This is a genomic window from Pseudonocardia sp. OZ21 (assembly GCF_059359135.1).
In genome coordinates this window covers 121,989-146,507 of sequence record NZ_JCADBN010000010.1, presented here as the reverse complement: position 1 = coordinate 146,507, position 24,519 = coordinate 121,989, and the positions used below count along the sequence as shown (strand labels likewise).

Below are 24,519 nucleotides of genomic sequence, written 5' to 3'. Positions count from 1 at the left end.
GATCGCGGGCGTCAGGAAGGCACGTCATCCGGCGGCCTGCCGTCCCGACCTAGTGACCAGGGCGACGCCGACGGCGGCCAGCGCGGTTCCGATCATCGCCCCCACCTGGAGCGGCTGACCCAGCAACGGAATGGCGGCCAACGCGGTCACGGGCGGAACCAGGAAGAGGTAGCTCGTGGCCGCTCCGCCACCCCGGCGCCGCAAGAGGGTGAAGAGCAGGACGAGCCCACCGATGGAGCTCACGAGGCTCACCCACACGATGGGCCAGATCGCGGAGAACGTGACCGGTACGGACAGGCCGCCGTGGCCGAGTGCGAGCGGGGTGATCGACGCCGTCGCCACGACCAGCTGCACCGTCAGACCGGTGCGCAGATCCATCACCGCGCCGAACCGCTTCTGGTACAGGGTGCCGCCGGCGAATGCCGCCAACGAGACGAGCAGGGCGATCATTCCGGCGCCCGAGACACCGCCGCCGAGTTCCGAACTGACCGCGGCCGCGACTCCGAGCAGCCCGAGCAGCAATCCGAGCCACTGATGCTTTCTCAACACCTCACCGAAAACGGGGACGGCGATCGCGGCGATCACCAGCGGGCCCGCGCTGGCGATCAGCGACGCGAGACCCGCGGACACCCCCAGGTCCAGCCCGATGTAGATGCCGCCGAACTGAACGGCGTGCAACACGAATCCCGTGACGATCAGATGGATCCACGCCATCGGCCTGCGGGGCCACGGAGCGCGGGTCACGATCGCGACGACGCCCATCACCACCGCGGCCACCAGGAAACGCCACCACAGCAGCGTCAGTGCCGGCATCTCACGCATGCCGAGCTTCCCGACCAGGTAGCCGCTCGACCAGACCACGATGAACAGCGCACCGGGCAGGGCACCGAGCAGAAGGGCCTTGACCGTCGCGCGCAGCCGGCCGGCTCGGCCGTTGCGCACCTCGGCGGAGCACCGGCGGCCCCCGGTGGCGGCATCGGCATCGCCGGGACCGGTCGGCCCGGTATCGGAGGAGTCTGCACAAGCGCCTGTGCGGGCAGGCGAGACTTTCATGTCCTGATCCGTTTCGTGATGAATCGTCGAAGAAGTTCTGGAATGCGTGAAATGTGCCGGGCGGGGTGCCGAACGGACCCGCACGGAGTGCCAGCGGTGGCCGAGGCACGCCGAATTCCGCTTATCGAGGCGGGCCGGCCAAGTCACGGCGAGGATTTGCCGAACGTAGTTTCGCCGGGCTCACGCACCTTGAACGGCCGCCGCTGCGGCGCGTATCGATGCGGGGCAGATCGACGTCCTGCCTGCCACTTCCGGCAGAAGGGGCGGGAGGCCGCCGGGATCGTGGGACGATCCGGGAGGTCAGCCTTTGGCCGGCTTGCCCACGGCGTGCTTCGCGAAGAATTCGGCCAGCGGGGCGGCGACGGACCTGGGGTCGTTCTCCGTCGGGATGTGACTGGCGTTCGCGACGCGCACGAGCGTCGTGTTCGGCACCTCGGCGGCGAACCGCTCGGCGTTGTGGACCTGCTGGAAGGGGTCGTCCTCGCCCCAGACCAGCAGCTTCGGCGTGGTCGACGCGTGCAGCGACGGCACCAGCTCGAGCGTGTAGCGCTTGTCCGCCGCGCCGGCGAGCGCCATCCACGACCGCGCCACACGCTCCTCGGCCAGCGGCTCGAGGTACTCCTCCACCAGCGCGTCGTCTGCCGCCCCGGCCAGCGCAGCGGCGACCGCCCCACGCCGGATCCCCACCAGGTCGCGTGCCGACGTTGCGGCGACCAGTGCCGGATCGCTGAACTGAGCGATTCTGGGCAACGGCCACGAGTCGTAGGTCACGCCGTTGACCAGCGCGAAGGCGTTGACGTCAAGCGCGTCCGAGAGGAGCAGGTGCTGCGCGATCGCGCCACCGATGTCGTGCCCGACGATCGACACGGGCCCGTCCACGCCCAGCGCGCGGACGAAGCGGACCACCCAGGCGGAGAGCTCGGGGATGGTCGCGGTCTTCGGCGTCAGCTCTCCCCCGGAGCGACCGAACCCGGGCAGGTCCACGGCGACGGGCCGAAGTCCCGCGGCAGCGAGATCGTCCAGGATCGGGAGAAAGACGCGACTCCAGTACGTTCCGTGCAGCAGCAGGACGACCGGGCCGTCGCCGGCCGTCAAGTAGCTCGCCTGTACGCCGTCGACGTCCACGGACGCGCGCTTCTCATCGTTCGATGGCACCTGATCTCCTCCAATTCTCGTTCGCCGAGCGGCGAACTTACTCGTGTAAGCAGCGAGCCGCGGGTCTTATGCCCGGCCCGGGTGGGCGGGGTGTGTGCGTCGAGTCACGAACCCGGGACGCATGCGCCACCGAGGGCCGCGCGGGCTACCCGTGATCAGGCCGAAGCGCGTTGTGCGGTGTGCTCCTTGCCGCGCCCATGAGCACGTGGACCAGCTCACTGGGGACGGGAGTGGCACCGACCCGCTGAGTTCGGCTTCAACCCGATCCGCGGGTACACCGGCGCCCCGGCGACGGTCGCGTGCCGAGTGGCGCGGGTCGGTTCGGTCGCCTGGCCACCCTCGTACAGCGCCCCGACCTGAGCGAGGGAGAGGAGGCTCAGGCGGCGAAACCACCGTCCACCAGGATCGAGCTGCCGGTGACATGGCGACCGCCGGGGCCGGCCAGGTAGGGCACCATGCCGGCGACGTCCCGCGCTTGCCCGGTGGAGGTGCCGATCGTGAATCCCCAGGCCAGGTCGCAGGCTGTTGAACGCGAGCCGGTCACCGGCCTGCCGTTCTCCGGCCGACACCTGGCCGAGTGCCTGCGCCGTGCGCGCAGGTGCGCGAGGACCAGTAGCGCCTGTCGACCGGGTGAGAGCTTGCGCCAGCGCGTTCGGCGCTGGTTGCGGTGCGCCCGCAGCGCATCGGACAGCACACCGAGCGCGCGGCTGGACACGGTCATCCCGGACGGGTAGGACAAGCACCTTGAAGCTCCTGGTTGGACGGTTCGATCTCAGCAATCGCCCGTCTACCAGGGCTTCACTCATTCGGCGTCACGCCACGCCGTACACGCCCTGACCTGCCCGTTCGTCAGGTTGGCAATGCCTCACTGTCTGTACGTTCCGCGCCCCATACGCCGGGGAGTCCTTCAGCGCCTGCACATCCAGGTCTTCAGCGCCTTCCATGGCCTTCACCTTGATTTCGGGGGCTCGGCACTCCCTGCACCCCGCCGTCACCGACGGGACCTCTAACGACGCCGCAGGCTTCGCTTCATGCTGCGGACCGTACAGTCGCTCCCCCAGAAGGGCTTTCGACGCTGGGCTTCGACGCCGGGCGTTTCCCCCCGACCCCGCCAGCCTGCTACCGGGCCACCTGGCAGCTACCCGGACCGGACTCACACCGGCGAGCGACGACGAGCTTGCAACCAACGATCACCTACACAGGCAGGTCACCTCCGGTCTGCTGGGCGCGCGAAAGCGCCGGGCTAAGGAATCAAGAGCTGGGCGGGCCGGTTGTAGCCATCGGCCAAGAGAGGCCAAGAGAGGAAGTGCGCGATGAAGTCGAGGAGTTCGGTGAGGTCGCTCCGCAAGAAGCGTGGATCGATCGTCACACGTCGCCGTGGTCATGTCGTGGTCCTGAACAAGCGCGAGCCGCACTGGAAGGCTCGGCAGGCCTGATTCGGGCGGTAAAATGACATGGCACCCGCCGAAGAGGCTGGGTGCCATCGCAGCCTGGTCTCAGCCGCACAGGTGGGCGACGCGCGCGGGTGACCTCGCGCCGCGGCGCCCGCCCTGTACCGGGGCAGGCCTCGCGTCGTAAAACCGAACGCGATGAGCCACGTACAGGCTTGGGCGCGCCAGGGGGTTGTCCGTTATGCGGGTCGGCGTGGCGGCATGGCAAGGCAGTCCCCCGGCCAGGCCGCCGCGGACGCCTACGACGTTGTCCTCCACTCCGTGGGCACCGGCCGACGTGCACCTGCAGCGGTTGCCGGAGGCGGAGCTCGCGGATCTGCTGCAGCGCCGCTCCACGGTCACCACCGGAACGCTCGACCTGCTCAGCATTCTGTCCGCGGCACAGGCGCTGAGCTCCGAGACCAGCATCGAACGGCTGCACACCCCCGTGGTCGAAGTGCTCGGCGCGATGACCGGCGCCACCGGCGTCCACCTCCTGCCGTGGAGTGACGACCGGCGCTGGCTGCTCTGGGTGCAGACCGCGCCCGGCGCGGACACCACCGTGTGGGCCGGGCTCCGCTGGGCCAGGACCGCGCGATCTCCGGCTGACCGAGCCGACACCGTGGCGACCCCGATGTTTGGTGATCGTGGCAGGGCGCCATCGAGGGGTCGACCGGTCGAAGCAGGCCGTGGGTCGTCGTACCGGTGCCCGTCTGCGTGATCAACCTGTCGGTGGACGAGCCCGCCGTGTTCGCCGAGACCTTCCGTGTCCTGCAGCCCAGCGGGCGGATCGGCGTCACCGACGTCGCCGCCGAGGACGACCTGACGCCCGGGCAGCGGGCCGAGCGCGGTTCCTACGTCGACTGCATCGCCGACGCCCCTGTCGATCGCCGAATACCGCGAAGCCCTCTCCGCGGCGGAGCGCGGCGTACAGCCGCTCCGCGAGGGCACGGGGCAGTATCAGCCGAACCCTGTCGGGCAGGCTCCCATCGTCACCTGCACGTTGGAACCTGGCAGCGACGGCGTCGACCTGCTCGCCGGAGAGGCCGCCGATGGCCGCCCAGCTCATGCCGCGCTACCTGCCTGGGCGTGGATCTGCGCGGTGCTCGGCGGGGGAGGTCGCGTCCCCCGAGCGCGACCGACAGCTTGCTGGGATCGCGGCGGAGCGGAAGATCTGCGAGCGCCGCCCCCGGCCGCAGTTTCCGCACCGCGACTATCTTGAGATGGCCGACAGCCTCGCAACTGAGCTGGGGGTGCTGCCCGAGCCCGGGTCCCCGGTAGTACCGGCCCAGTACTGGCTGCATGGACCCGGCGCCGCTCCGGAGGTAGGCCGGTCCGAGATCGAGGCGGCTCGGCGGCGGATGGAGGCGACGTGACCGATGTCTTGGCCGGGCTCGCCGGCAGCTGGCGGTTCACCCGGTCGTTCGATCCCGGTATCGGCACCATGCTTGGGCAGGCGTTGTTCACTCCCGTCGACGCCGACACGCTGCACTACCGGGAGGACGGCCAGCTCGCGCTGGCCGATGGTCAGCGCAGTCACGCCTGGCGCGAGTACCGCTACATTCGTAACGGCGACGTCGTGCGGGTGTGCTTCCTCGACGGGCGGACGCTGCACGCCCTGCGTCTTGGGGAGGGCCGAGGCGAGGCGAGCGACGTGCACCACTGCGTCGCCGACGTCTACGCCGGTCATTACCGCTTCGCACTGCCGAACCGATTCGAAATCACCATGACGGTCCGCGGACCGCAGAAAAGCTACACGATCGGCACTGTGTACACCCGAGCGGTTGTTTGAGTGAACGGCTGCGGATTACCGAAGGCCGTAGCCCACAGCCCAGCGCAGGGCTGATCGACTCCAAGATCTCTTGTGATCTTGACAGAGAGGGCTTGACTCGGCCTGCGTGCCGCCGGATAGGTTAGGACCGTCCAGTCCAGTCTGGTCTGGCGATTTGTCCCCCCCAGCCGGGCGGGGACCGACCGTCCGACCCTGAGCCCAAGAGCCAGAACATCATGGTACTTCCATTGGGAACATGGAGTGACTCAAAATGTCAGAGCCCATTACACCCGAGCATTGGACCGCAGACGAACACTCGCTCTCGAGAGAGTGGCCGGCCAGGGACTTCTCCGAGGCCGTGATCTTCGCGGCAGCGATCGCGCAGATCGCGAACAAGGCGAACCATCATCCTGATCTGACCGTCGAGTATGGGCGAGTCGTCGCGCGCATCACTACGCACGAGGCAGGCCGAACGCTTACCGACAAGGACTACGACCTCGCCGAACGCCTCAACTCGCTCTGACGCCCGGGGTCGGGCGCCGAGGCCAGAACCTGCTCGTCGAGGGCGGAGCAGATCACCGCAGACCGTGCTGGGGTAGATGCTGTGCATGTCACCCGAGCAACCGGCTCTGGCGCTGTACGCGCCGGCTGACCGAGCCGGAGCCACGACCTGGCTGTCATGCCAGGCACCAGAGAATGTCTCGAGCTCGGTGGAACTTCGGTAGCGGCCCGGTGATCATCAGGCGGCGTCGCCGGACTCATATGACCTGAAGCACGGACAGTCTCGGTGGCCCGTTCCAGCGTGTCGCGCAAAGACCGCAGGTGCGTGTGGCCGTTGACGCGGCGGAACTGCTTGCCGGCCTCGACCGTCCCGGCGGCGTACCAGCCGGATCATCTGCCGGACTGGAGGCCGTGGCGGGGACAGGGTCGGTGGCGCCGGAACCGGCTCGTGGGCGACGGCGCATTGATGCGACGTAGCGCGTCGGAGATCGCGCCGCTCATCGGCGACGGACCGCGGGCCGGGCCGAGGCCCTCGCCCGCGTCACCCGCCGCAGCAGCGGCGCCGGCGTCCGACCCAGTCCCGCGGCAGTGCCGGGAGCGGTGTCAGGAAGGCGGTCGAGGTCGCGGTCGGTGCCCAGGGCGGTCGGTCAGGACGGTGTCACCCTCACCGTGCCTCATGGCCCCGCGCCGCTCGGGTCGGGCCCGTCACCGGGCCCGACCGGGGGCGGTTCTACCGGGCGGAGCCGCGCAGCCGCATGATCCCGTTCCCCGCGGTCACGGTGCCGATCACGGCGGCCTCGTGCCCGTCGGCGCGCAGCGCGGTGACGGCCTCCTGGGCGGCGGCGGGATCCGCCCCGAACAGCAGCCCGCCGGAGGTCTGCGCGTCCGCGAGCAGGGCCACCAGGATCTCCTCGGTGTCCCCGGTGTCGAGCTGGTCGCGGACCCATTCGAGGTTGCGGCGCGAGCCTCCGGGCAGGAAGCCGTCCTCGGCGAGCTTGCGGGCCCCGGGCAGCAGGGGGACGTCCGGGACGGCGATCTCGACGTCCACCCCGGACTCGCGGGCCATCCGGCCGAGGTGGCCGAGCAGCCCGAAACCGGTGACGTCGGTCGCGCCGGTGGCACCGGCGGTGACCGCCGCGGCCGCCGCGGCGGCGTTGAGCCGCACCATCGAGGCGATCGCGGCGTCGACGGTCTCCTGGTCGGCGGCGCCGCGCTTGAGCGCGGTCGTGACGACACCGACGCCGATCGGCTTGGTGAGCACCAGGGACTGCCCCGGTCGCAGCCCGGCGTTGGTGAGCATCCGGTCGGGATGCACCTCGCCGACCACCACCAGCCCGAACTTGGGCTCGGGGTCGTCGACGGTGTGCCCGCCGACGGTGAGCCAGCCGCCTTCGGCGCCGGCGTCCTGCGCGCCGAGCAGCACCTCGGCGAGCATGTCGGCGGAGAGCTCGTCGGTGTTCCAGCCGACCAGGTTCAGCGCGAGGAACGGGCGCCCGCCCATCGCGTAGACGTCACTCGCGGCGTTGGCCGCCGCGACCCTGCCCCAGACACGGGGGTCGTCCACCACCGGGGTGATGAAGTCGGTGGTGAGCACGAGTGCGCGGTCGTCGGACCATCGCCACACGGCGGCGTCGTCGCCGGTTTCGGCGCCCACCAGCAGGTCCGGGTGGGTGATCGGGGTCAGTCGGCGCAGTACCTGCACCAGCTCGCCGGGGGCGAGTTTGCAGCCTCAACCGGCTCCGTGGCTGAACTCGGTCAGGCGTCGGGTGGCGGACTCATCCGGTTGCTGGCTCACTCGGGTTAGCCTACGACGTCCGAGCCGAGGAGTGACCGTGGTACCCGACCTGTTCGCGGCCGGGCCGTTGACCGGCGAGAGGCTCGCCGAGTGGATGAGCGACGCCCGCGCCCGCACGATGGACCTCGTCGCCGACCTTGACGACGAGCAGCTCGTCGGGCCGGTGCTGCCCACGGTCAACCCGCTGATCTGGGAGATCGGGCACCTGTCCTGGTTCGCCGAGAAGTTCGTGCTGCGCGACGCGCTGGGCGAGGCGCCGATCATCGCGCACGCCGACGCGATCTGGGACTCCGGCGCGATCCCGCACGACACCCGCTGGCACCTCGACCTGCCCTCGCGGGCGGAGACGCTCGCCTACATGGCGAAGGTCCGCGACCGCATGATCGAGCGGCTGCTCGACCCGCGGTGCACCGACGTGGTCCGGCACTTCGCGCTCTACACGGTGTTCCACGAGGACACCCACACCGAGGCGATCACCTACACCCGCCAGACGCTGGGCTATCCCGCTCCCTCGCTGCCCGGCCTCGACGGCACCTCCGGTGCCGAGCCCGACGCCGGTCCGCTGCCCGGCGACGTCGCGGTGCCCGGCGGGCGGATCCTGCTGGGCGCGCTGCGGGCGGACCCGTTCGCCTACGACAACGAGAAGTGGGCCCACCCGGTCGACGTCGCGCCGTTCGCGATCGCGCGGGCCCCGGTGACCCAGGCCGAGTTCGCCGCGTTCGTCGACGACGGCGGCTACACCCGGCCGGAGCTGTGGGGCGCGGGCGAGCAGTGGCTGCGCGAGACCGCCGCGACGCACCCGCTGTACTGGCGCCGCGGCGACGGCGGCTGGCAGCGCCGCGACTTCGACCGCTGGGTGGATCTCGAGCCGCACCGGCCGGTCAGCCACGTGTGCTGGTGGGAGGCCTCGGCCTTCTGTCGGTGGGCAGGCCGGCGGCTGCCCAGCGAGGCCGAGTGGGAGCTGGCCGCCGGCGCCGAACCGGACGCCGGGGGCGTGCGCGACGCCCGGCGGGTCCGCCCCTGGGGCGACGCGCCGATCACCGCGGCGCACGCGAACCTGGACTGGCGCGCCGCGGGCACCGTCGACGTCGCCGCGCACGGCGCCGGGGACAGCGCGTTCGGGGTCCGCGGGCTGCTGGGCAACGTGTGGGAGTGGACCGACTCGCTGTTCCGGCCGTACCCGAACTTCGAGCAGGACGCCTACCGGGACAACTCCTGGCCGTGGTTCCCCCAGGGCCGCAGGGTGCTGCGCGGGGGTGCCTGGCCCACCCGCGCCCGCTACGTGCGGACGGGCCAGCGCAACTACTTCACCCCCGAGCGCCGCGACGTCATCGCCGGTTTCCGCACCTGCGCCCGCTGAGGGCCGACCCGTGAGGATCGAGATCGTGACGCCCGCCGCGGCGGGTTCGAGCCACGGCAACCGGGTCACCGCCGAGCGGTGGGCGGCGATCCTGACCGATCTCGGGCACACCCCGGAGGTGACCACGGCCTGGTCGCAGGAGCCGGTGGACGTGATGGTCGCGCTGCACGCCAAGCGCAGCTCGGCCGCGGCGCTGGCCTTCGCCCGCGCCCACCCCGATCGGCCGCTGGTCGTCGCGCTCACCGGGACCGACCTCTACCGCGATCTCGCCGTCTCCGCCGAGGCCCAGCAGACGGTCGAGCGGGCCGGCGCTCTGGTGGTGCTGCAGCCCAAGGCGATCGAGTCCGTCCCGGCCCACCTGCGCCCGCGGGTGCACGTCATCCACCAGTCGGTGGACGTCGGCGCGCCCGGCCCGGCCCCCATGACGGAGAACGGGTTCTTCGACGTCGTCGTCCTCGGGCACCTGCGGGAGGTCAAGGACCCGTTCCTGACCGCCGAGGCCTCCCGGCTGCTGCCGCCCGACTCGCGGGTGCGGGTGACCCACTTCGGCATGCCGATCGACCCCGGATCGCAGGAGCGGGCCCGCGCCGAGACCGCAGCGAACCCCCGCTACCGCTGGCTGGGCGGGGTGTCCCGGACCGAGGCCCTGGAGCGGCTCGCCGGGGCGCGGATGCTGGTGCTGACCTCCCGGCTCGAGGGTGGGGCGAACGTGGTCTCCGAGGCGCTGGCGCTGGGCGTCCCGGTGCTGTCCACCCGGGTCGACGGGTCGGTGGGCCTGCTCGGCGAGGACTACCCCGGCTTCGTCGAGGTGGGCGACGCGGCGGGGCTGGCCGCTGCGCTGCGGCGCGCCGAGACCGACCCGGCGTTCCTCGCCGACCTCACCGGGCGGGTCGCGCAGCGCCGCGAGCTGGTGGACCCGGCCCGCGAGCGCCGGGCCTGGGCCGAGCTGCTCGCCGCGCTGGCAGCCTGAGGAGGGCTCTACCGCGCGCCCTACCGGGCGAGTCGGCGCAGCACGCCGGAGACGGCGTCGACCCCCCACACCAGCAGCACGTAGCAGGCCAGCACCAGCGCGAGGTCGGTCCAGTCCCGGAACGACAGGTCCAGCCGCAGCTGGTAGCCCAGCCCGGCTCCGGTGATGAACCCGACCACCACGCTGGCCCGGATGATCACCTCCCAGCGGTACAGCAGGAAGGTCACCAGCTGCGGCAGCGCCTGCGGGAGCACCCCGTAGGCCAGCAGTGCAAGCCGTCCCGCTCCACCGGCGCGCAGGGTGCGCAGCGGGGCGCGGTCGAGGTCGTCGATGACGTCGGCGCCGAGCCTGCCCATCACGCCCATGTCGTGCAGCGCCAGCGCGAGCGCCCCGGCCAGCACGCCCGGCGGGACCAGGAACACGATCAGCAGCGCCCAGACCAGCTCCGGCACCGACCGGGTCAGCACGTGCATGCCGCGGAACAGCAGGTACACCGGCCAGCCGAGCCTGCCCCGCGCACCGAACTCGCCGACGGTGAGGCTGCGCGCCGCGAACGCCATGGTCGCCAGCGCGCCGATGCCGGCCAGGCCCGCGGCGAGCACGCTCATCACGACGGTGTCGAGCGCGAGCCCGCCGACGACGACCCAGCTCGCCGCGCTGGTCCAGGCGGGCGGCTCCCGGTCGCCGATCCCCAGCAGGTCGACCGCAAACCGGGCGCCGCGCTCGAGGATCTCGGCGAGGCCGGGGACCGCGCTGCCCTCCTGCGCCAGGACGAACACCCACGCCAGCACCACCACCGCGACGAGCGCGGCGCCGAACCCGAACCCGCCCGGGCCACCGCGCGCGGTACGGCCGCGCCGGTCCGGGGTGGGCAGGGCCCTGGCCTGAGCCAGCTCCAGACGGACGTCCTCGCTCATGCCACGTACCGTCCGCGGAGCGCCGTCGAGACCCGGTCGACGATAACGACCAGCACGAGCAGCGCCGCGAGCAGCGTCCAGACCTGCCCGAAGTCGAGGTCGGCCAGCGCGACCTCGATCCGCAGCCCGATGCCCCCCAGCCCGATGAACGACAGCACGGCCGCGGCCCGGACGGCGCACTCGAGTCGGTAGAACAGGTACCCGGCGAGGCTCGCGCCGCTCAGCGGCAGCCGCCCGTAGACGAGGACCTGCCAGGGTGACGCGCCGGCCGCGGTGAGCGCGCTCAACGGCGCCATCGGCACGTCGGTGAGGCGGTCACCGAGCACCCGCGCGATCGTCGCGCCGTACGGGATGCCGATCGCGAGTATTCCGGAGAGGGGGCCCGGCCCCAGGACGGTCAGCAGGATCAGTGCCCACACCAGCTCGTGGATGGCGCGCAGGGTGGCGAACAGGTTCCGCCCGCCGACCACCGACACCGCCCGGACCCACCGGGTGCGGACCAGGACCCCGCTCATCAGCAGCGCCCCCGGGATGCCGATCACGAGCGCCACCGACATCCCGGCGACCGCGTAGGCCGCCGTCACCGCGGTGGCCTCGGCGACGGTGATCAGGAACGCTGGTGAGAGATCCGGGGACAGCAGCGAGGACGCCATGCTGCGCGCCGCGGCGCCACCGCCGTCGCCGAGCAGCCGCTCACCGCTGACGGCCACCACGCTGGCCACGAAGGCGACCACGAGCACCGCGGACAGCGCGGTGCGCCCGCCGGGACGGGGACGGGCCAGGACCCCGATCGCCACTAACCGACGCTCCAGCGCTCGGCGGCGTCCTCGTCCGCGCCCACCGGGGAGGAGGACGCCGTGGCCGACGAGCGATAGAGGGCGTCGAGCACGTCCGCGGTGACCTTGCGGGGCGGCAGGTCGAACACGACGCACCCCTCGCGCAGGCCGATGATGCGGTCGAAGTGCCGCCGTGCGAGGTCGGGGGCATGCAGGCTCGCCACCAGGGCGTGGTTCCGCTCGCGCGCCAGGTCCCGCAGCAGGGCGAGCACGTCGTCGGCCAGCGCCGGGTCGAGCGAGGCGACCGGCTCGTCGGCGAGCACCACCGCCGGATCCTGGACCAGCAGGCGGGCCACCGCAACCCGCTGCTGCTCGCCGCCGGACAGGTCCGCGACGCGCTGGTGGTACAGCTCGCTCAGGCCCATCCTGGCCACCGCGTCCCGGGCGGGCGGGTGTTCCAGCGGCAGCACCAGCGCCGCGAGGGCCCGCAACGTGCCCCACCTGCCCAGCGCACCGGCCTGCACGTTGTGCTTCACCGTGAGCTGCGGGATCAGGTCGAGGCGCTGCGGCACCAGCCCGACCATCCGCGGCAGCGCCGAGCGCCCGCGCAGCTGGGCGGGGTCGACCCCGCCGAGTCGCATCTGCCCGTCGGTCGGCCGGACCTGCCCCGCGAGCACCCGCAGCAGCGTCGTCTTACCCGCCCCGCTGGGGCCGACCAGCGCGACCGCCTCGCCGGACGCGATCCGCACCGAGACGGGACCCACGATCGTCCGGTTGCCGTAGACGACGGTCACGTCGTGGAGCTCGCATGCCGCGACGCCGTCCACCGACACCGGTCCGGCCCGCCATGGGCCCGGCACGCTCACCCGCGGACGAGACCGAGGGACCGCGCGACCCGCTCGATCTTGTCGTAGTCGCTGTTCTGCGCCTCGACGAACGCGGTGTCCTCGAACAGCTCGAGGATCCGCGGGGCGTCGCCACCCGCCTCGCCCATCCGCAGCAGTGCATCGACGATGCGCTCGGTGGTGCCCGCTCCGTACTCCCCGTCGATGTCGGGGTGCACGACCCAGTGGTAGTCGACGTAGGGCACGGTGCGTTGCAGCTCGCGCACCCGGGTGGTGTCGACCTGTCCTTGCGCGACGGCGCGGTCCCACACCGAGGCGTTGAGCACGCCCGCCTGGAAGCTGCCGGCCTCGACGAGCTTCCAGGTCTTGTCGTGGGAGCCCGAGTAACCGGGGCGGCCGTCGAAGTCGGTGTCGGGGTCGATCCCGGCCTCGGTCAGGAACGAGCGCGGCATCAGGTGGCCCGAGGTCGAGCTCTCGCTGCCGAAGGTGAACGAGTGCCCGGCCAGGTCGGCGAGACCGGCGGCCGGGTCGTCGGCACGCACCACGAACACCGACCGGAACTCCTTGTCGATGGGACGCTGCGCGACCGCCTGCGCGCCCGGGGTCTCCAGCCGGGCCTGCACGCCGGTGAGGCCGCCGAACCAGCCGAGCTTGACGTCGCCGTTGGCGAACGCCGTGACGACCGCGGCGTAGTCGGTCGAGGGCTGGTAACGCACCGGGATCCCGACCTCGGCCGACAAGTACTCGGCGACGCCGCCGAAGCGCTCGTCGAGCACCGCGACGTCCTGATCGGGGATCCCCCCGATGAGCAGCGGCTCCTGCTGATCCTCGCTCGCGCCCCCACATCCAGTCGCGAGCAGCGCGAGCGCAGCAAGCACCGCGACCAACCATCTCATTCGGGAACCTCCGAAAGGTCGAGCACTACAGATTTGGACCGTGCCTAGAATGTTGAGATCACACCGACCCCGTCCAGCGCTCGCTGATCTGCAATGATCTGCTGGACGCGCGCGCCGCGGGATCCGGGCGGCTGCCCCTCCACCCGCCCGGTGCTGGTGTTCCGTGTCGCGGGCCCGTCGTCCGGCAGCAGGTGCTTGCCTGCCGTCGACGGGAGCCAGGTGATCAGGCTGACGTCCGGTCCGGGCGGAGTCACGTCACATCGCGGTGTCCCGGCGCGCCAGTGCCGCGCCACTGACGGTCAGGCCCGACCAGCACGGCGACCGCGACGATGAACGGCCATGATCCGGGTGTCGAGCTGTAGGCACCCAGCGCCACGAACCGGCAGCGGCCTCCTCGCCGCAGCCGACCCGATCCCCCGACGACCTTACATGCGCGGCGCGGCTGGGGACCGCGCGATCGTGCACAGCAGCCTGGGAAGCACTGTTGGTGTCCGACTCCGGCGCGACAGCGAGACCGTCGAGGTGCCGGGTCCGGCCGTGGAGTTCACCAAGGTGGTGGGGGTCGCCGCCGGCGCGCTCTCCGGCTCGCCCGATGTCCATCTGACCGGAACCTGCGTCGATGTCGCAGGGCTGGTGCACACGCCACGGTGGCCTTCACTGTCGACACCTACACCTCGGACGTCCCCGCGCTCCACCACGAGGCCGCCGACATGGTCACCAACCTCTTCTTCGACGACCCGATCGACGAGACGTAGCCGCCCAGCACGATTGGCTACAAGGCTGGCTACCAAGTCGGCTGACCACCGTCGATAGGAAGCCCTCGATGAACACCGAAAGGGCCCCTAACCGGCAGGTCAGGGGCCCTTTCGGCACGGTGGGCGATACTGGGATCGAACAAGTGACCTCTTCGGTGTGAACGCGGTTCCTGCCTGCTGACAGGGATCATCGAGAGCTGGTCCCGCTGGGCGAGGTGCTGACGGGTGCTCGCCCGTGATGGGCCGTGTCAAAGCTCGTGATGCCTTCCTGATGCCTCGCCGCGCATTCCCCTGCCTACTGAGTGCCATCCCGTCGACCTGGCGCAGCTCGACCACGCGGACGCCCGTGGGCGGCCCTCGACCCGACCGCCGGCCGAGCTCCGGTAGCTCCGCCCACGGGTGGCCGCGTGGTAGCCCTCCGGGAGGTCGTCGGGATGGCACGGGCCGCCATCCTGTTGATCTGCCCGCCCGGCGAGGGCGCAATACTGCTGCCGTGTCGCGTATCGATTGGGCCCGTCGCTCGGGCGAAGAGATTGAGACCGTAACCGGCATCCTCTTGTGCCGTCGCCACTCGAACGCTGAACGCGTAACTCCCTCGCAAGGCGACGACGGGCTCGACGTGATCCTCCGCGAGGACGATGGTTGGACCATTTGGCAGGTCAAAAAGTACGCCAAACAGCCCACCGCAAGTCAGAAGGCAAAGATCGTGAAATCCTTCGAGAAGGCAATGGCGTTCGCCACTCGCGAGGGCGTCAAGATCAAGAACTGGCATCTTGTCATGCCCGCGAGCCCCACGCCACCCAGCCTGAAGTGGTTCCGTGATACGACCGACGGACACGATTTTCCGTGCTCCTGGCTTGGCGAAGACTTCCTGGACGATTTGACATCTGAGTCGCCCGACGTAGTGGACTACTATTTCCGTGACGGCAAGGATCGCCTCGCGGTCGCTCTGGCTCAGTTCGCGCAGGCGACCGGAAGCAGCATGCGGCCGGTAGGCGAGGAACTCACACCCCAGGAGGCCACGACCGCAATACTGGCAACTCACAATCTCATCAACTCTCTCGATCCTCATTTTCGGTATGACTTTTCAGTAGATTCACACCAACCCGAGCTGACCGATGCTCGCGACGCGATCTTTGTCGAGGCGCGCGGAACGGGAGATCAGTACGTCACAATCCGCGTATACGAGAAGTACAGAGGCGCACTTAACGACCGGCCAATTACCCTTAACGGGACCTTTCACACCCCGGACGATGAGACCCGCCGAGCCGTAAGAGACTTCTTCGAGTACGGAGCTCCGCTAGATCTCGAAGATGGCTTCGCCACTGTGGAGGCCGACCTACCCGGCGGCCTCGACGGCAGCCGCATGACTGGCGCAATTCGAATTGCCAAGCCTGATCCTGCACCTGAGGATCTCCGCGTGGTGAGGATCCGGACTACCGACTCAAGCAACTCAGACGAACGAGTAGCAAGACTCGCGATGCGCCCCGCCACTACGGGGGTCGACCGCAAAAACCTCCTGTCCAGTGCCATTGAGCTAAGCGGCGAGACATTCACAGTCGAGCACAGGTACACGGGCGACTCCGACATTATGAAACTGACGTTCGCGCTCAATGACTTGTCCGGAAAGAAGCCGGAGCGAGTGTTGGACGGACTGAAGTTTCTGAAGTCCCTAACTCCGGGTCGGTTTTACCAGCTAGGGCAGGAGTTTGGCCCGTTCATGGGCCGCCCCATTCCGATCGAGAAAGATCTGTCACGCCTGGTTCCGGATAACATTCTAGAGCTTGTCGAGGCGATAGCTTGCCTTCAGAACCACACCACCGAGCAATTGACCGTTCCCAATCTTGAAGCCCTCTCCAAGGATGCGGGCGATCAGATAGTGACGGCGGCATCCCTACTGAGAGGAGATGTCGTGGACGTCTCAATCCCAGAGATCTATGTTACCCCGAACGGATCGCCCATCAGTGAAGGCGATCATGCTCTTTTGCTGACGGTTGCTCACGAAGTATCTGTGAACGAGGTTGTCATTCCCATCGGGATGGTCACCTTTCATACTCCGGCGGCACGCATCTCGGCAGCCCGAGACTCCGACGGGATAGTTCAGAGCGTCAAGGCCACAGCGGTCGAGGACGGCGCACTTCGAGGAACGCTGCGCCTTGTAGATGCGAACTAGCGGCCGGGCAGCTGACAAAGGTCATCCAAGACCCTGAGCAGCCGCCGGCGTTCGGCTTCGGCCAGGCACGGACCGGCACGATTGCCGTACTCGCTGCTGTGCGGCAGCCGCCATCCGCATTCTGAGTGCCCATCCGTCACCTGCCGCAAGCCGACCGCGCAGGCGCCCGTGGACGGCCCTGGACGCAACCGTCGGCGACCTACGCCTGCTCCGCCCACGGGCGTCCGCGCGGTGGCCCGCCGAGAGCTCGACGGGATGGGACGAGCCGCCATCCTGTTGATCTGCGGGCCCGACGAGGGCGCTGGCTCTTCGGAAACCTCAAGTGCGCCAGGTCGGCAGTACACGCACCGTGTCGTACTCGACACCCAAGGGGCTTAGACCCGTCTCGTCTTGATGAGGGCCAATCACGCAGAAAGTATTTGGCGCACAGACTCTCCGGAACTCTGCCCAACCTGCGGGCGGCGACGCTGGATCGAAGGGGCCATCAATAACAGAGTCAGCGACAGGCAGCTCTTGATTAAGACGGATTCCGACGGCTGATGCATTGTTCGTGCCAAGGCCGTACGTCTGATAGAACCCCGGATTCCCGAGATTGAACAGCTCGTAGTAGCCAAAGTTTCTGGCTCCATTAAAGCTGAACGTTTGCCCCGGCTCAGGGTACAGATCAGCGTAGCGAGATCGGCCCAAGCGAACGGCGGTCGCCCCCTTGAATCCACTCAGGCCCCACGGAATCGGGAGGCGAGGGGCGAAGCGTTTACCATGAACAGTAATCGCGAAAGCTGCCACCACATCAGAACGGACGTAGACCGTCACAAAACAATCCTGCATGAGGTAGACGCGCCTGCCATTTTCGGCACCATCCGTCGATTCCATTACCGGCTCACCGAGCATTTGGTCAATGTACTCAGGACGGACACCACACGCAAGACGCCTCAGCTTCCTTTCCTGCTCTCTGCGAAGACCTATCGTCTTCCTGTAAATCCTCGCGATCCAGCGCGACAGAGCGATTGCGACACCGATGATTGATAGAGTGGCCGCAAGGAAGCCTGCGAAGAGGAAGAGCAGCGGAGCTCCCCCGGCCACAGGCTGAAGCAGGCCTCCCAGGGCCTCCTGAATAGTCAGCACAAGCGAGCCGGGTAGTCGAGCTTCTTCAACTGCCCCGGCGACCGCATCCATGACTGCCCCCAGGTATCAGTAAAGTGGACGGATCCCATTCCAGTAAGCATCTCAAATGGGACGGCACCCGACTCGACCGGATAAGTGTCGAAAATGCGCTGCTTCTGATGCATCGAGCCAATAACAAGCTCCGTGGGAATGCCTGTCCCATCTAGGGCACCCGTGTTCCAGAAGACACCCATGCAATTCTCTAGAAAGAGCACGACGTTCTCGATGGGATAGTCTCCACCGTTCACGATGGAATACTCGATGCAATAGGAAGCGTCGGGTTCCCTTTTCAACGAGCTGGACACTGAGACCGAGCGCGCCATCGCCTCGCGCCGTTCGCCCTCGGCTTCAAGGCGCTCTAATGCTTCACGAGCGCGCTCCTTCCGCGCGTCGCGAATTTGCAAGCCTGCGAATATTAGTCCGACGCTCGACGCCAGACCGCCGACCCACGTTCCGACAGGCCCCCATACGGGCTCTATCGGCCGCACCGCGAGAGCCCATCCACCAGCGCAGACCAGCAATCCCGCCGCTAAGACCCAACGAGTGGCGGCAGCACGCCAAATGCTCCTAATGGCAGTCATTAGCTTAGGACGAAACGTAGGCATTCAGCCTCCGGACCGTTGGGGAGCAGCCATCTCTATTCTTCCATAGGGGCTCGGCGTCCTTCGCCGCGCGCCGGGCGGGGACCGGCCGGAGGCCGCATGCCCCGGCCGGCGGGAAGCGGCGCGGCGGCGGAGCCGCCGCCTTGAGCAAGTAGGGAAACTCTGAACACGCGGCCTCCGGTGGCACGCTGAGCTGCGAAGACGTGTCGCGAGCAGTCCCAGTAGATGGGTGACAACGGTCGTGGGCTCGGACCGCTGGTGCCTCGCTTCTACACTCGCCGGATGCGCGAGATGCCGACGGTCGAAGAGGCTGAGGAGCTGGCGCGTGAGCTGCTGGAGCCGTTGGGCAACCGGTGGGCCCACGTGCAAGCCGTCGCCGCACGCGCCGATGGTCTCACGCCCGCCATCGAGGGCGAGGACGAACGGCATCTGCTCGTCGTCTCGGCTTGGTGGCATGACCTGGGGTACGCCCATGCTCTGCACGACACCGGCTGTCACCAGATCGACGGCGCTCGCTATCTGACGGCCGAGGGCTACCCGGCGCGGCTCTGCGCGCTGGTGGCACACCACTCGGCGGCGACCTGTGAGGCAGAGGAGCGGGGCCGGCTGGCGGATCTGGAGGTCTGGCCGCGTGAGGAGTCTCCAGTGGCGGATGCGCTGTGGATGGCTGACATGACGACCGGGCCGCGTGGTGAGGAGCTGGCGTACTCCGAGCGCCTGGCGGAGATCCTGTCCCGCTACGAACCGGACTCGATCGTTGGCCGCGCCATGCGACGTGCGGAGCCGTCGATCTCGGCAGCGATCGGCCGCACCCAGCAGCGGATGCAGGATGCCTACACGATCTGAGGCGTCGTCCGTCCGGCCAGCGCGTCGTCGATCCGGCGGCGCATCGACGGGTGCACGTTCAGATCGGCAATGGCGGACGGTTCGACCCAGCGGACGGCCTTGGTCTCGGAGCCGTCTTCGCGGGGCTCGCCCGAGATCACACGGGCGTGGAAGCACACCGAGAACTCCTGGCGGACCTCGCCGTTGTCGTACTGCATCACGTGGCCCGGGTCGGTGTAGATGCCGACCAGGCCGGTGATCTCGACGTTCACGCCGGTCTCCTCGGTCACCTCGCGGACCGCCGGGACGCTCCGCGTGATCCGAACCGTGATCGAGGTCGGCGGGCACACATCGTTCAAGCCCTACCCGAAGTCGACCGCCGGACGCCGCACCGTTCCCCTCCCGGGCTGGCTGGTGACGATCCTTCGGACGCACCTCGACCGGTACCCGCTCGGCGAGGCCGATCTGATCTTCGCCAACGAGGTGGGCGGGGCGCTGCGCCGCACGCTGTTCCGCTCGCGCATCTGGCGACCCGCACTCGTCCGTGCCGGATTGCTCGGGTCGGTAGTGCCCGACGGAGACGCCTACCTCGCGCGGTGGACCGACACCAACGGCGGGCGGCACCGGCGGCACTTCACTACCGAGCCCGCAGCAACCAAGCACGTCGCGCACGAGCAGGCCGGCGGGCTGCGCTTCCACGACCTCCGCCACTCCTACGCCACCTGGCTCGTCGACGACGGAGTACCGCCCAACATGGTGCAACGGGTGATGGGCCACGAGCGCTCGTCGACGACCCTCGACCTCTACACCCGACGGACCGAGGACTCGACCCGGATTCTGCAGGCACTCGGCAACGAGGACCCGGACGACGGGGCAGCCGACGCACCCGTGCCCGCGTGATGCTTTTCTGCTGCCTCTTAGGGCGCTACAACGGCAAACGGCCTGGCCGGAAGCTCTGAAAAGAGCCTCTGACCAGGCCGTTCGGCTGTGGGCGATACTGGGATCGAACCAGTGACCTCTTCGGTGTGAACGAAGCGCTCTCCCCCTGAGCTAATCGCCCTTGCCGTCGTAGACCTTACCTCACCCGAATATCGGGCTCTGCAACCAGGTCCACCTCTCGAGCCCCACCCAGCCGGCGACCAGGTAGAGGGCGTTGAGGAGGTAGAGGGTGGCCAGCACGATGAGGCCGGTGGCGGCCAGCACGGCGATCCGCACGATCAGGATCTGCCGGCCGAGCCAGTCGGTCCAGGCGTCGTACTTGCCGCGGGCGTAGTGCAGGACGCGCTTGGCCCAGCTGAACTCCGTGGCGAGGATGGCGAGGCCACCGAACACGATGAGCCAGCCCGGGCCGGGGTACGGGATGGCGATGATTCCGGCGACGAGCACCAGCCCGCCGAGGATCGCCACGCCGACGCGGTACGTGCGCCGCAGAGTGGGCTTCTCCTCGAGCCGGGCCCGGAAGCCGGGTCGCTGCTCGTCATCCTCGGCGTTGCTCAGCTTTCCACCGCCTCTGTGCTGTCAGGCGGCGCCGCCGTCCGCCTCGGCCCGGAGCCTACTGGGTGGCCATCCCGAGCGGACGGCGGCGACAGCCACGGCGCACATAAAGAAGAGGACAACGGTGGAGGCAGGAGTAACTGACCGGTAACTACGCGTTGTCGCTGGTAGGTGCTGGAGCGCGGCCGTTCGGAGACGACGGCGCACGCGGACCAGCGGTACAGAGCACCCCACGTGCAGGTTTGCCAGGAGTAATTAGCCCAGTCGGGTGACTCTGGCCAAGCAAGTGCAGGGAGTTCGTCGGTCTACCCGTCACATCTTCGCCGCACGGTCGTTTTTCCTGATGACGAACCACGCGGGACCATGAAAGAGGGACGCAGGATGCGCGACGAGCCCACGGTCATCAGCTCACCGGCGGTGTTCGAGTTGATCGCCCCGGACGCCCCTGCGGTGCCCGTCAATGTCGATCTGACGTACAGCAGCCGTGATCCATACGCCGTGCAGGCGTCGTTCCGGACCGGCAACGGCACCGCCGTTGACTGGGTGTTCGCCCGGGACCTCCTGCACGACGGCCTGATCGCACCGGCCGGCACCGGTGACGTGCGAGTGCAGCCCATGCCGCTCGACCCACAGCGGGTACAGCTGGAGCTCTCCTCGCCGTCAGGCCACGCGGTCTTCACGACGTGCGCGCAGACGCTCGGCGACTTCCTGCACCGCACCTATCTGGCGGTACCGGCCGACACCGAGTACTCCTGGTTGGACTTCGACGTTGCACTGTCGGACCTGCTGAACGACCCCGCACGGGACTAAAACTGCAGGTCGGAGGTCCTCGGCGCAGAACGCGGGGGGTGGTTTGAAGCCCCCGCAGCGACTGCGCTAAGGTTCTCCCATCAACGCAGCGGACACGCTGCACAGGCGGACGTAGCGCAGCTGGTAGCGCATCACCTTGCCAAGGTGAGGGTCGCGGGTTCGAATCCCGTCGTCCGCTCGGAGGAACCACGGGTCCCGTCGGACCTCCATGGATCGAACTCCACGGAACGCTCCGAGGAATTCGGCGGAGTGGCCGAGTGGCTTAGGCAAGGGCCTGCAAAGCCCTGTACGCGGGTTCGATTCCCGCCTCCGCCTCGGGCGATTAGCTCAGTGGGAGAGCGCTTCCTTGACACGGAAGAGGTCACTGGTTCAATCCCAGTATCGCCCACCACTCCCATGAAGGCCCCCTGACCAGCACGGACAGGGGGTCTTCGTCATGTCCGGGGCCCCTCGCCCACCCACCTGGTGGCAAAGCTCACAGATGGCCCAACCGTGCGGGACCGGGCCGCAGGGAGGCGCAGCCGGAACCGTCACCCGGACGTTGATGAGGTCAGGATCTCGGCAGCGCGCTCGGCAATGGCCAGCACGGTGGCGTTCGTGTTCGCGCCCGCCACTGAAGGCATGACCGAGGCGTCGGCAATCCGCAACCCCTCGATCCCATGGACCCGCAACTCCGGGTCGACGACGGCACGTTCGTCCGTGCCGATGGCGCAGGTGCCTGCGAGGTGGAAGAAGGGGCCCGTCGCGAGCCGGACGTACTCGCGCAGGTCCTCGTCCCGGGTCACGCCGGCTGCAGGATTCAGCTCGTCGACCCGGAACGGGGTCAGGGCGTCCTGGCTGCCCAACTCGCGCGCTCTGCGGGCGGCGATGACCATCTTGTCGAGGTCGCGCGGGTCGGCGTAGTAGCCGGGGTCGATCAGTGGGGCGGAGGCCACGTCGGAGCCGGACAGCCGCAGCGTGCCGCGGCTCTCCGGACGCTGCAGGCCGAAGAACACCGAGTAGCCGTTGAGCTCCTTCGGTGCCCACTGGGAGCTGCCCCACGGCTCGAACCGGTCGCCGGGGGAACGCAGCGGCAAGGGAAAGTCCGTGAAAACGAACTGCAGGTCGGGATCGGCGGATGGGTCACTGCGCAGCAGCATGATCGACTGGGTCGGCAGCCCACCGTCGCCCAGGAACTCCGCAGACCGGAAGGACACGTGAGCGAACGGGTGGTCCTGCAGGTTCTCCCCGACGCCGGGCAGATCGTGAAGCACCTCCACCCCCACCTGGCGCAGATGCGCAGCGGGTCCGACACCAGAAACCATCAGCAACTGCGGTGACCCCACCGCGCCCGCAGCAAGCACCACCTCGCGGTCCGCGCGAACCGTGTGCAGCCCGGCGCCCGTGGCGTACTCGACGCCTCCGCATCGGCCACCGGACACCAGCAGTCGCTGCGCCACCGCGCCGGTCACGACGGTCAGGTTGGGGCGGCGCATCGCCGTCGTCAGATAGGCGTCCGCTGCGCTCTGTCGGACGCCGTCGAGAATGGTGTACTCGGTCCGGGACACACCTTCGGCATGCTCCCCATTGCCGTCCTCGCTGCGAGGCACCCCGGCCTGCAGCGCCGCCTCGAAGGCCGCGTGGAAGAACGACCCGGGCTCGGGAACCGGAGCACGAGCCACCTTCATCGGGCCTGCAGTGCCGCGCCAGCGCGGGTCACCTTCCGCTGTCTCGCTGCGCTTGAAGTAGGGAAGCAGCGCCTCGAAGTTCCACCCCGTCGCTCCGGACTTCTCCCACGCGTCATAGCTACTGGGATGCGCGTGAACATGGAACAGCCCGTTGATCGTGCTGGAGCCACCGAGCACCTTTCCCCGAGGTGCCGCGAGCACCACACCACCGAGCCCGGCCTGCGGCGTGGTGCGGAACGCCCAGTCCACCGCCGTGTCGCCCCACATCGCGAGATAGTCCAGCGTGTCCTCGAGCCCTCGCGCTCGGCCGGCCTCGAGCAGCAGTACCCGGACGTCCGGGGGCTCGGACAGCCGTGCAGCCAGCACGCAGCCCGACGTTCCGCCTCCGACAACCACGTAGTCGTACCCGTCCATAGTGGTCAGCTCCATTCTCATAACCAACTCGGCCAACGCCCCGGGAATCTCGCTTCTCCGCTTTTCGACGGGCCTACTGCGCCAGATGTCCGCAGAGCGTGTGAATCGGAGTTCACACACCGGCCCGAATAATGTCGCGTTCAGCAGTTCCCAACCACGGTACTCGAAAGTGGTTTTGATATGCAACCAGCGTGGTGGGAGCCACCGTTGATCATCAAGCCGCGGACGAGCCCAGAGTGCCCGGTCGCGCGGCATGGAGATGCGCGGTGTGGGCTCGGGTCGTCGGCTGACGCTGCATCCACCGCGCCCACCGGAGGCTGAACTGCCGGCCGGCGTCGACGATGGCGGCTCTGGCCTGGCCGGCTGCTCTCGGTCTGGGTCGACCGAGGAGTCTGCGCGACCACGCCCGCAGGCGGTAAGAGCGGCAGGGCGGCTCCCTGTCTCGGCTGGACACGGCGGAAACCGTTGTGAGCAGCGAGGTTGGAGCAGATCATCAACCCGTGGCCGTGATAGCTATCACCTTCGGGATCGTCGCCCTCGCGGAGTTGGCGGATACCAGTGCCCTCGCGACACTCGTCCTCGGCAGCCGCTTCCCGGCTCGGTTGGTGTTCCTGGGCGTCGGCGCCGCAATGGTCCTGCACGTCGGGCTCGCGATCGCCGCCGGGACCTTCGTGGCGCTGCTGCCCGAACGACCGCTCGAAGCCGTCTTGGCCGTCATCTTTCTTGTCGGCGCAGTGCTGCTGCTCCGCGAGGACGACGACGACGATGACCTGACCCTCGGGGAGACGCCGAGGACGCGCTGGCGCGTGATTGCGACGAGCTTCGGGGTCACCCTGCTCTCGGAGTTCGGCGACCCGACGCAGATCATCGTCGCCACGCTTGCCGCGCGATACGACGACCCGCTCGCCGTCGGTGTCGCCGCCATCTTGGCGTTGTGGGCCGTGTCCGCGCTCGCGGCCTTCGGGGGCGCCCGACTGCGCCGTTTCGTGCCGGTGCGCTGGGTGACCAGGGCGGCGGCAGCCATCCTGGCTGTCCTCGCCCTGCTCAGCGCGATCGAGGCGATCCGCGGCTGAGCACCACCCCCGTCCTCGACCAGCAAGCGCCACCAGCCATCGCGGCGGCGGCTCGCAACCACACCTGGTCTCC

The 24,519-nt window shown here is 69.0% G+C and carries 24 protein-coding genes, 4 tRNA genes and 1 pseudogene; 15 read left to right on the top strand and 14 right to left on the bottom strand.

Going from position 1 to position 24,519, the window contains the following annotated elements; genetic code table 11:
* Window positions 1-24: 24 nt before the first annotated feature.
* The 3 genes and pseudogenes from AC5L35_RS23005 to AC5L35_RS22995 form a co-directional block, all read right to left on the bottom strand.
* On the bottom strand, window positions 25-942 hold the full coding sequence (locus tag AC5L35_RS23005) for a DMT family transporter (protein ID WP_495061749.1): 918 nt from the start codon (window positions 940-942) through the stop codon (window positions 25-27).
* Between the two features lie 411 nt (window positions 943-1,353).
* Complete coding sequence (locus AC5L35_RS23000; protein WP_495061748.1) at window positions 1,354-2,208, bottom strand: alpha/beta fold hydrolase; 855 nt, start codon at window positions 2,206-2,208, stop codon at window positions 1,354-1,356.
* Window positions 2,209-2,689: 481 nt separating this feature from the next.
* A pseudogene (locus tag AC5L35_RS22995) lies at window positions 2,690-2,929 on the bottom strand (hypothetical protein); the annotation flags it as partial.
* Window positions 2,930-3,521: 592 nt separating this feature from the next.
* Here AC5L35_RS22995 and AC5L35_RS22990 point away from each other — a divergent pair.
* The 5 genes from AC5L35_RS22990 to AC5L35_RS22970 all read left to right on the top strand — a co-directional run bounded on the left by AC5L35_RS22990 (window position 3,522) and on the right by AC5L35_RS22970 (window position 5,932).
* Window positions 3,522-3,644: a 50S ribosomal protein L36 gene (locus tag AC5L35_RS22990; RefSeq protein ID WP_495061747.1), complete on the top strand. Its 123-nt coding sequence runs from the start codon at window positions 3,522-3,524 to the stop codon at window positions 3,642-3,644.
* Window positions 3,645-3,906: 262 nt separating this feature from the next.
* On the top strand, window positions 3,907-4,359 hold the full coding sequence (locus AC5L35_RS22985; protein ID WP_495061746.1) for a hypothetical protein: 453 nt from the start codon (window positions 3,907-3,909) through the stop codon (window positions 4,357-4,359).
* A 502-nt stretch (window positions 4,360-4,861) separates the two neighbouring features.
* Complete coding sequence (locus tag AC5L35_RS22980; protein WP_495061745.1) at window positions 4,862-5,014, top strand: hypothetical protein; 153 nt, start codon at window positions 4,862-4,864, stop codon at window positions 5,012-5,014.
* The gene (locus AC5L35_RS22975; protein ID WP_495061744.1) at window positions 5,011-5,430 is read left to right on the top strand and encodes a DUF6314 family protein; all 420 of its coding nucleotides are present in this window, start codon (window positions 5,011-5,013) and stop codon (window positions 5,428-5,430) included. The genes AC5L35_RS22980 and AC5L35_RS22975 overlap by 4 nt, the downstream gene beginning before the upstream one ends.
* A gap of 250 nt (window positions 5,431-5,680) precedes the next feature.
* Complete coding sequence (locus AC5L35_RS22970; RefSeq protein ID WP_495061743.1) at window positions 5,681-5,932, top strand: 4a-hydroxytetrahydrobiopterin dehydratase; 252 nt, start codon at window positions 5,681-5,683, stop codon at window positions 5,930-5,932.
* Window positions 5,933-6,640: 708 nt separating this feature from the next.
* Here AC5L35_RS22970 and selD read toward each other — a convergent pair.
* Entirely contained in the window at window positions 6,641-7,669 is a 1,029-nt protein-coding gene (selD, locus tag AC5L35_RS22965) for a selenide, water dikinase SelD (protein WP_495061901.1), read from the bottom strand.
* A gap of 73 nt (window positions 7,670-7,742) precedes the next feature.
* Between selD and senA the strand changes: the two genes are divergently transcribed.
* Both senA and senB read left to right on the top strand, forming a co-directional pair.
* Window positions 7,743-9,065, top strand: coding sequence for a selenoneine synthase SenA (gene senA / locus AC5L35_RS22960; protein WP_495061742.1), 1,323 nt, complete (start codon window positions 7,743-7,745; stop codon window positions 9,063-9,065).
* A gap of 10 nt (window positions 9,066-9,075) precedes the next feature.
* Complete coding sequence (gene senB, locus AC5L35_RS22955; RefSeq protein WP_495061741.1) at window positions 9,076-10,035, top strand: selenoneine biosynthesis selenosugar synthase SenB; 960 nt, start codon at window positions 9,076-9,078, stop codon at window positions 10,033-10,035.
* A gap of 20 nt (window positions 10,036-10,055) precedes the next feature.
* On the opposite strand, the gene AC5L35_RS22950 is transcribed toward senB, so the two are convergent.
* Genes AC5L35_RS22950 through AC5L35_RS22935 form a run of 4 tightly spaced genes read right to left on the bottom strand, consistent with a single transcriptional unit; the run spans window position 10,056 to window position 13,469 of the window.
* Window positions 10,056-10,952, bottom strand: coding sequence for a PhnE/PtxC family ABC transporter permease (locus AC5L35_RS22950; protein WP_495061740.1), 897 nt, complete (start codon window positions 10,950-10,952; stop codon window positions 10,056-10,058).
* Entirely contained in the window at window positions 10,949-11,749 is an 801-nt protein-coding gene (locus AC5L35_RS22945) for a PhnE/PtxC family ABC transporter permease (protein ID WP_495061739.1), read from the bottom strand. Before AC5L35_RS22945 ends, AC5L35_RS22950 begins: the two co-directional genes overlap by 4 nt.
* Window positions 11,749-12,594 carry a phosphonate ABC transporter ATP-binding protein gene (locus tag AC5L35_RS22940; RefSeq protein ID WP_495061738.1) on the bottom strand — a complete coding sequence of 282 codons (846 nt, stop codon included), beginning with the start codon at window positions 12,592-12,594 and terminating at the stop codon, window positions 11,749-11,751. The genes AC5L35_RS22945 and AC5L35_RS22940 overlap by 1 nt, the downstream gene beginning before the upstream one ends.
* The gene (locus tag AC5L35_RS22935) at window positions 12,591-13,469 is read right to left on the bottom strand and encodes a putative selenate ABC transporter substrate-binding protein (RefSeq protein ID WP_495061737.1); all 879 of its coding nucleotides are present in this window, start codon (window positions 13,467-13,469) and stop codon (window positions 12,591-12,593) included. The genes AC5L35_RS22940 and AC5L35_RS22935 overlap by 4 nt, the downstream gene beginning before the upstream one ends.
* Window positions 13,470-14,717: 1,248 nt before the next feature.
* Here AC5L35_RS22935 and AC5L35_RS22930 point away from each other — a divergent pair.
* Window positions 14,718-16,397 (top strand): hypothetical protein, encoded by a 1,680-nt coding sequence (locus tag AC5L35_RS22930; protein ID WP_495061736.1) that lies wholly within the window; start codon window positions 14,718-14,720, stop codon window positions 16,395-16,397.
* A 318-nt stretch (window positions 16,398-16,715) separates the two neighbouring features.
* Here AC5L35_RS22930 and AC5L35_RS22925 read toward each other — a convergent pair whose 3' ends face one another.
* Window positions 16,716-17,573 (bottom strand): ETEC_3214 domain-containing protein, encoded by an 858-nt coding sequence (locus AC5L35_RS22925; protein ID WP_495061735.1) that lies wholly within the window; start codon window positions 17,571-17,573, stop codon window positions 16,716-16,718.
* Complete coding sequence (locus AC5L35_RS22920; RefSeq protein ID WP_495061734.1) at window positions 17,516-17,965, bottom strand: hypothetical protein; 450 nt, start codon at window positions 17,963-17,965, stop codon at window positions 17,516-17,518. The genes AC5L35_RS22925 and AC5L35_RS22920 overlap by 58 nt, the downstream gene beginning before the upstream one ends.
* A 480-nt stretch (window positions 17,966-18,445) precedes the next feature.
* Here AC5L35_RS22920 and AC5L35_RS22915 point away from each other — a divergent pair, with 480 nt between their 5' ends.
* Complete coding sequence (locus AC5L35_RS22915; RefSeq protein WP_495061733.1) at window positions 18,446-19,009, top strand: HD domain-containing protein; 564 nt, start codon at window positions 18,446-18,448, stop codon at window positions 19,007-19,009.
* Here AC5L35_RS22915 and AC5L35_RS22910 read toward each other — a convergent pair.
* Entirely contained in the window at window positions 18,997-19,278 is a 282-nt protein-coding gene (locus AC5L35_RS22910) for an NUDIX domain-containing protein (protein WP_495061732.1), read from the bottom strand. The genes AC5L35_RS22915 and AC5L35_RS22910 overlap by 13 nt on opposite strands.
* Before the next feature lie 25 nt (window positions 19,279-19,303).
* Here AC5L35_RS22910 and AC5L35_RS22905 point away from each other — a divergent pair, with 25 nt between their 5' ends.
* Window positions 19,304-19,888, top strand: a complete 585-nt coding sequence (locus AC5L35_RS22905; protein ID WP_495061731.1) for a tyrosine-type recombinase/integrase — start codon at window positions 19,304-19,306, stop codon at window positions 19,886-19,888.
* Window positions 19,889-19,976: 88 nt separating this feature from the next.
* Here AC5L35_RS22905 and AC5L35_RS22900 read toward each other — a convergent pair.
* Both AC5L35_RS22900 and AC5L35_RS22895 read right to left on the bottom strand, forming a co-directional pair.
* Window positions 19,977-20,048, bottom strand: a tRNA-Val gene (locus AC5L35_RS22900).
* A 20-nt stretch (window positions 20,049-20,068) separates the two neighbouring features.
* Window positions 20,069-20,419 (bottom strand): TIGR02611 family protein, encoded by a 351-nt coding sequence (locus AC5L35_RS22895; protein ID WP_495061900.1) that lies wholly within the window; start codon window positions 20,417-20,419, stop codon window positions 20,069-20,071.
* 444 nt (window positions 20,420-20,863) lie between these two features.
* On the opposite strand from AC5L35_RS22895, the gene AC5L35_RS22890 reads away from it, so the two are divergent.
* From AC5L35_RS22890 to AC5L35_RS22875, 4 genes are all read left to right on the top strand, one after another.
* Window positions 20,864-21,292, top strand: coding sequence for an SsgA family sporulation/cell division regulator (locus AC5L35_RS22890; protein ID WP_495061730.1), 429 nt, complete (start codon window positions 20,864-20,866; stop codon window positions 21,290-21,292).
* Window positions 21,293-21,397: 105 nt separating this feature from the next.
* Window positions 21,398-21,470, top strand: a tRNA-Gly gene (locus AC5L35_RS22885).
* 65 nt (window positions 21,471-21,535) lie between these two features.
* Window positions 21,536-21,607 (top strand) — tRNA-Cys (locus AC5L35_RS22880).
* Between the two features lies 1 nt (window position 21,608).
* A tRNA-Val gene (locus AC5L35_RS22875) sits at window positions 21,609-21,683 on the top strand.
* Between the two features lie 139 nt (window positions 21,684-21,822).
* Here the strand turns inward: AC5L35_RS22875 and AC5L35_RS22870 are convergent.
* Window positions 21,823-23,628, bottom strand: coding sequence for a GMC family oxidoreductase (locus AC5L35_RS22870; RefSeq protein WP_495061729.1), 1,806 nt, complete (start codon window positions 23,626-23,628; stop codon window positions 21,823-21,825).
* Between the two features lie 245 nt (window positions 23,629-23,873).
* Here AC5L35_RS22870 and AC5L35_RS22865 point away from each other — a divergent pair, with 245 nt between their 5' ends.
* Complete coding sequence (locus AC5L35_RS22865) at window positions 23,874-24,446, top strand: TMEM165/GDT1 family protein (protein ID WP_495061728.1); 573 nt, start codon at window positions 23,874-23,876, stop codon at window positions 24,444-24,446.
* Window positions 24,447-24,519: the final 73 nt, after the last annotated feature.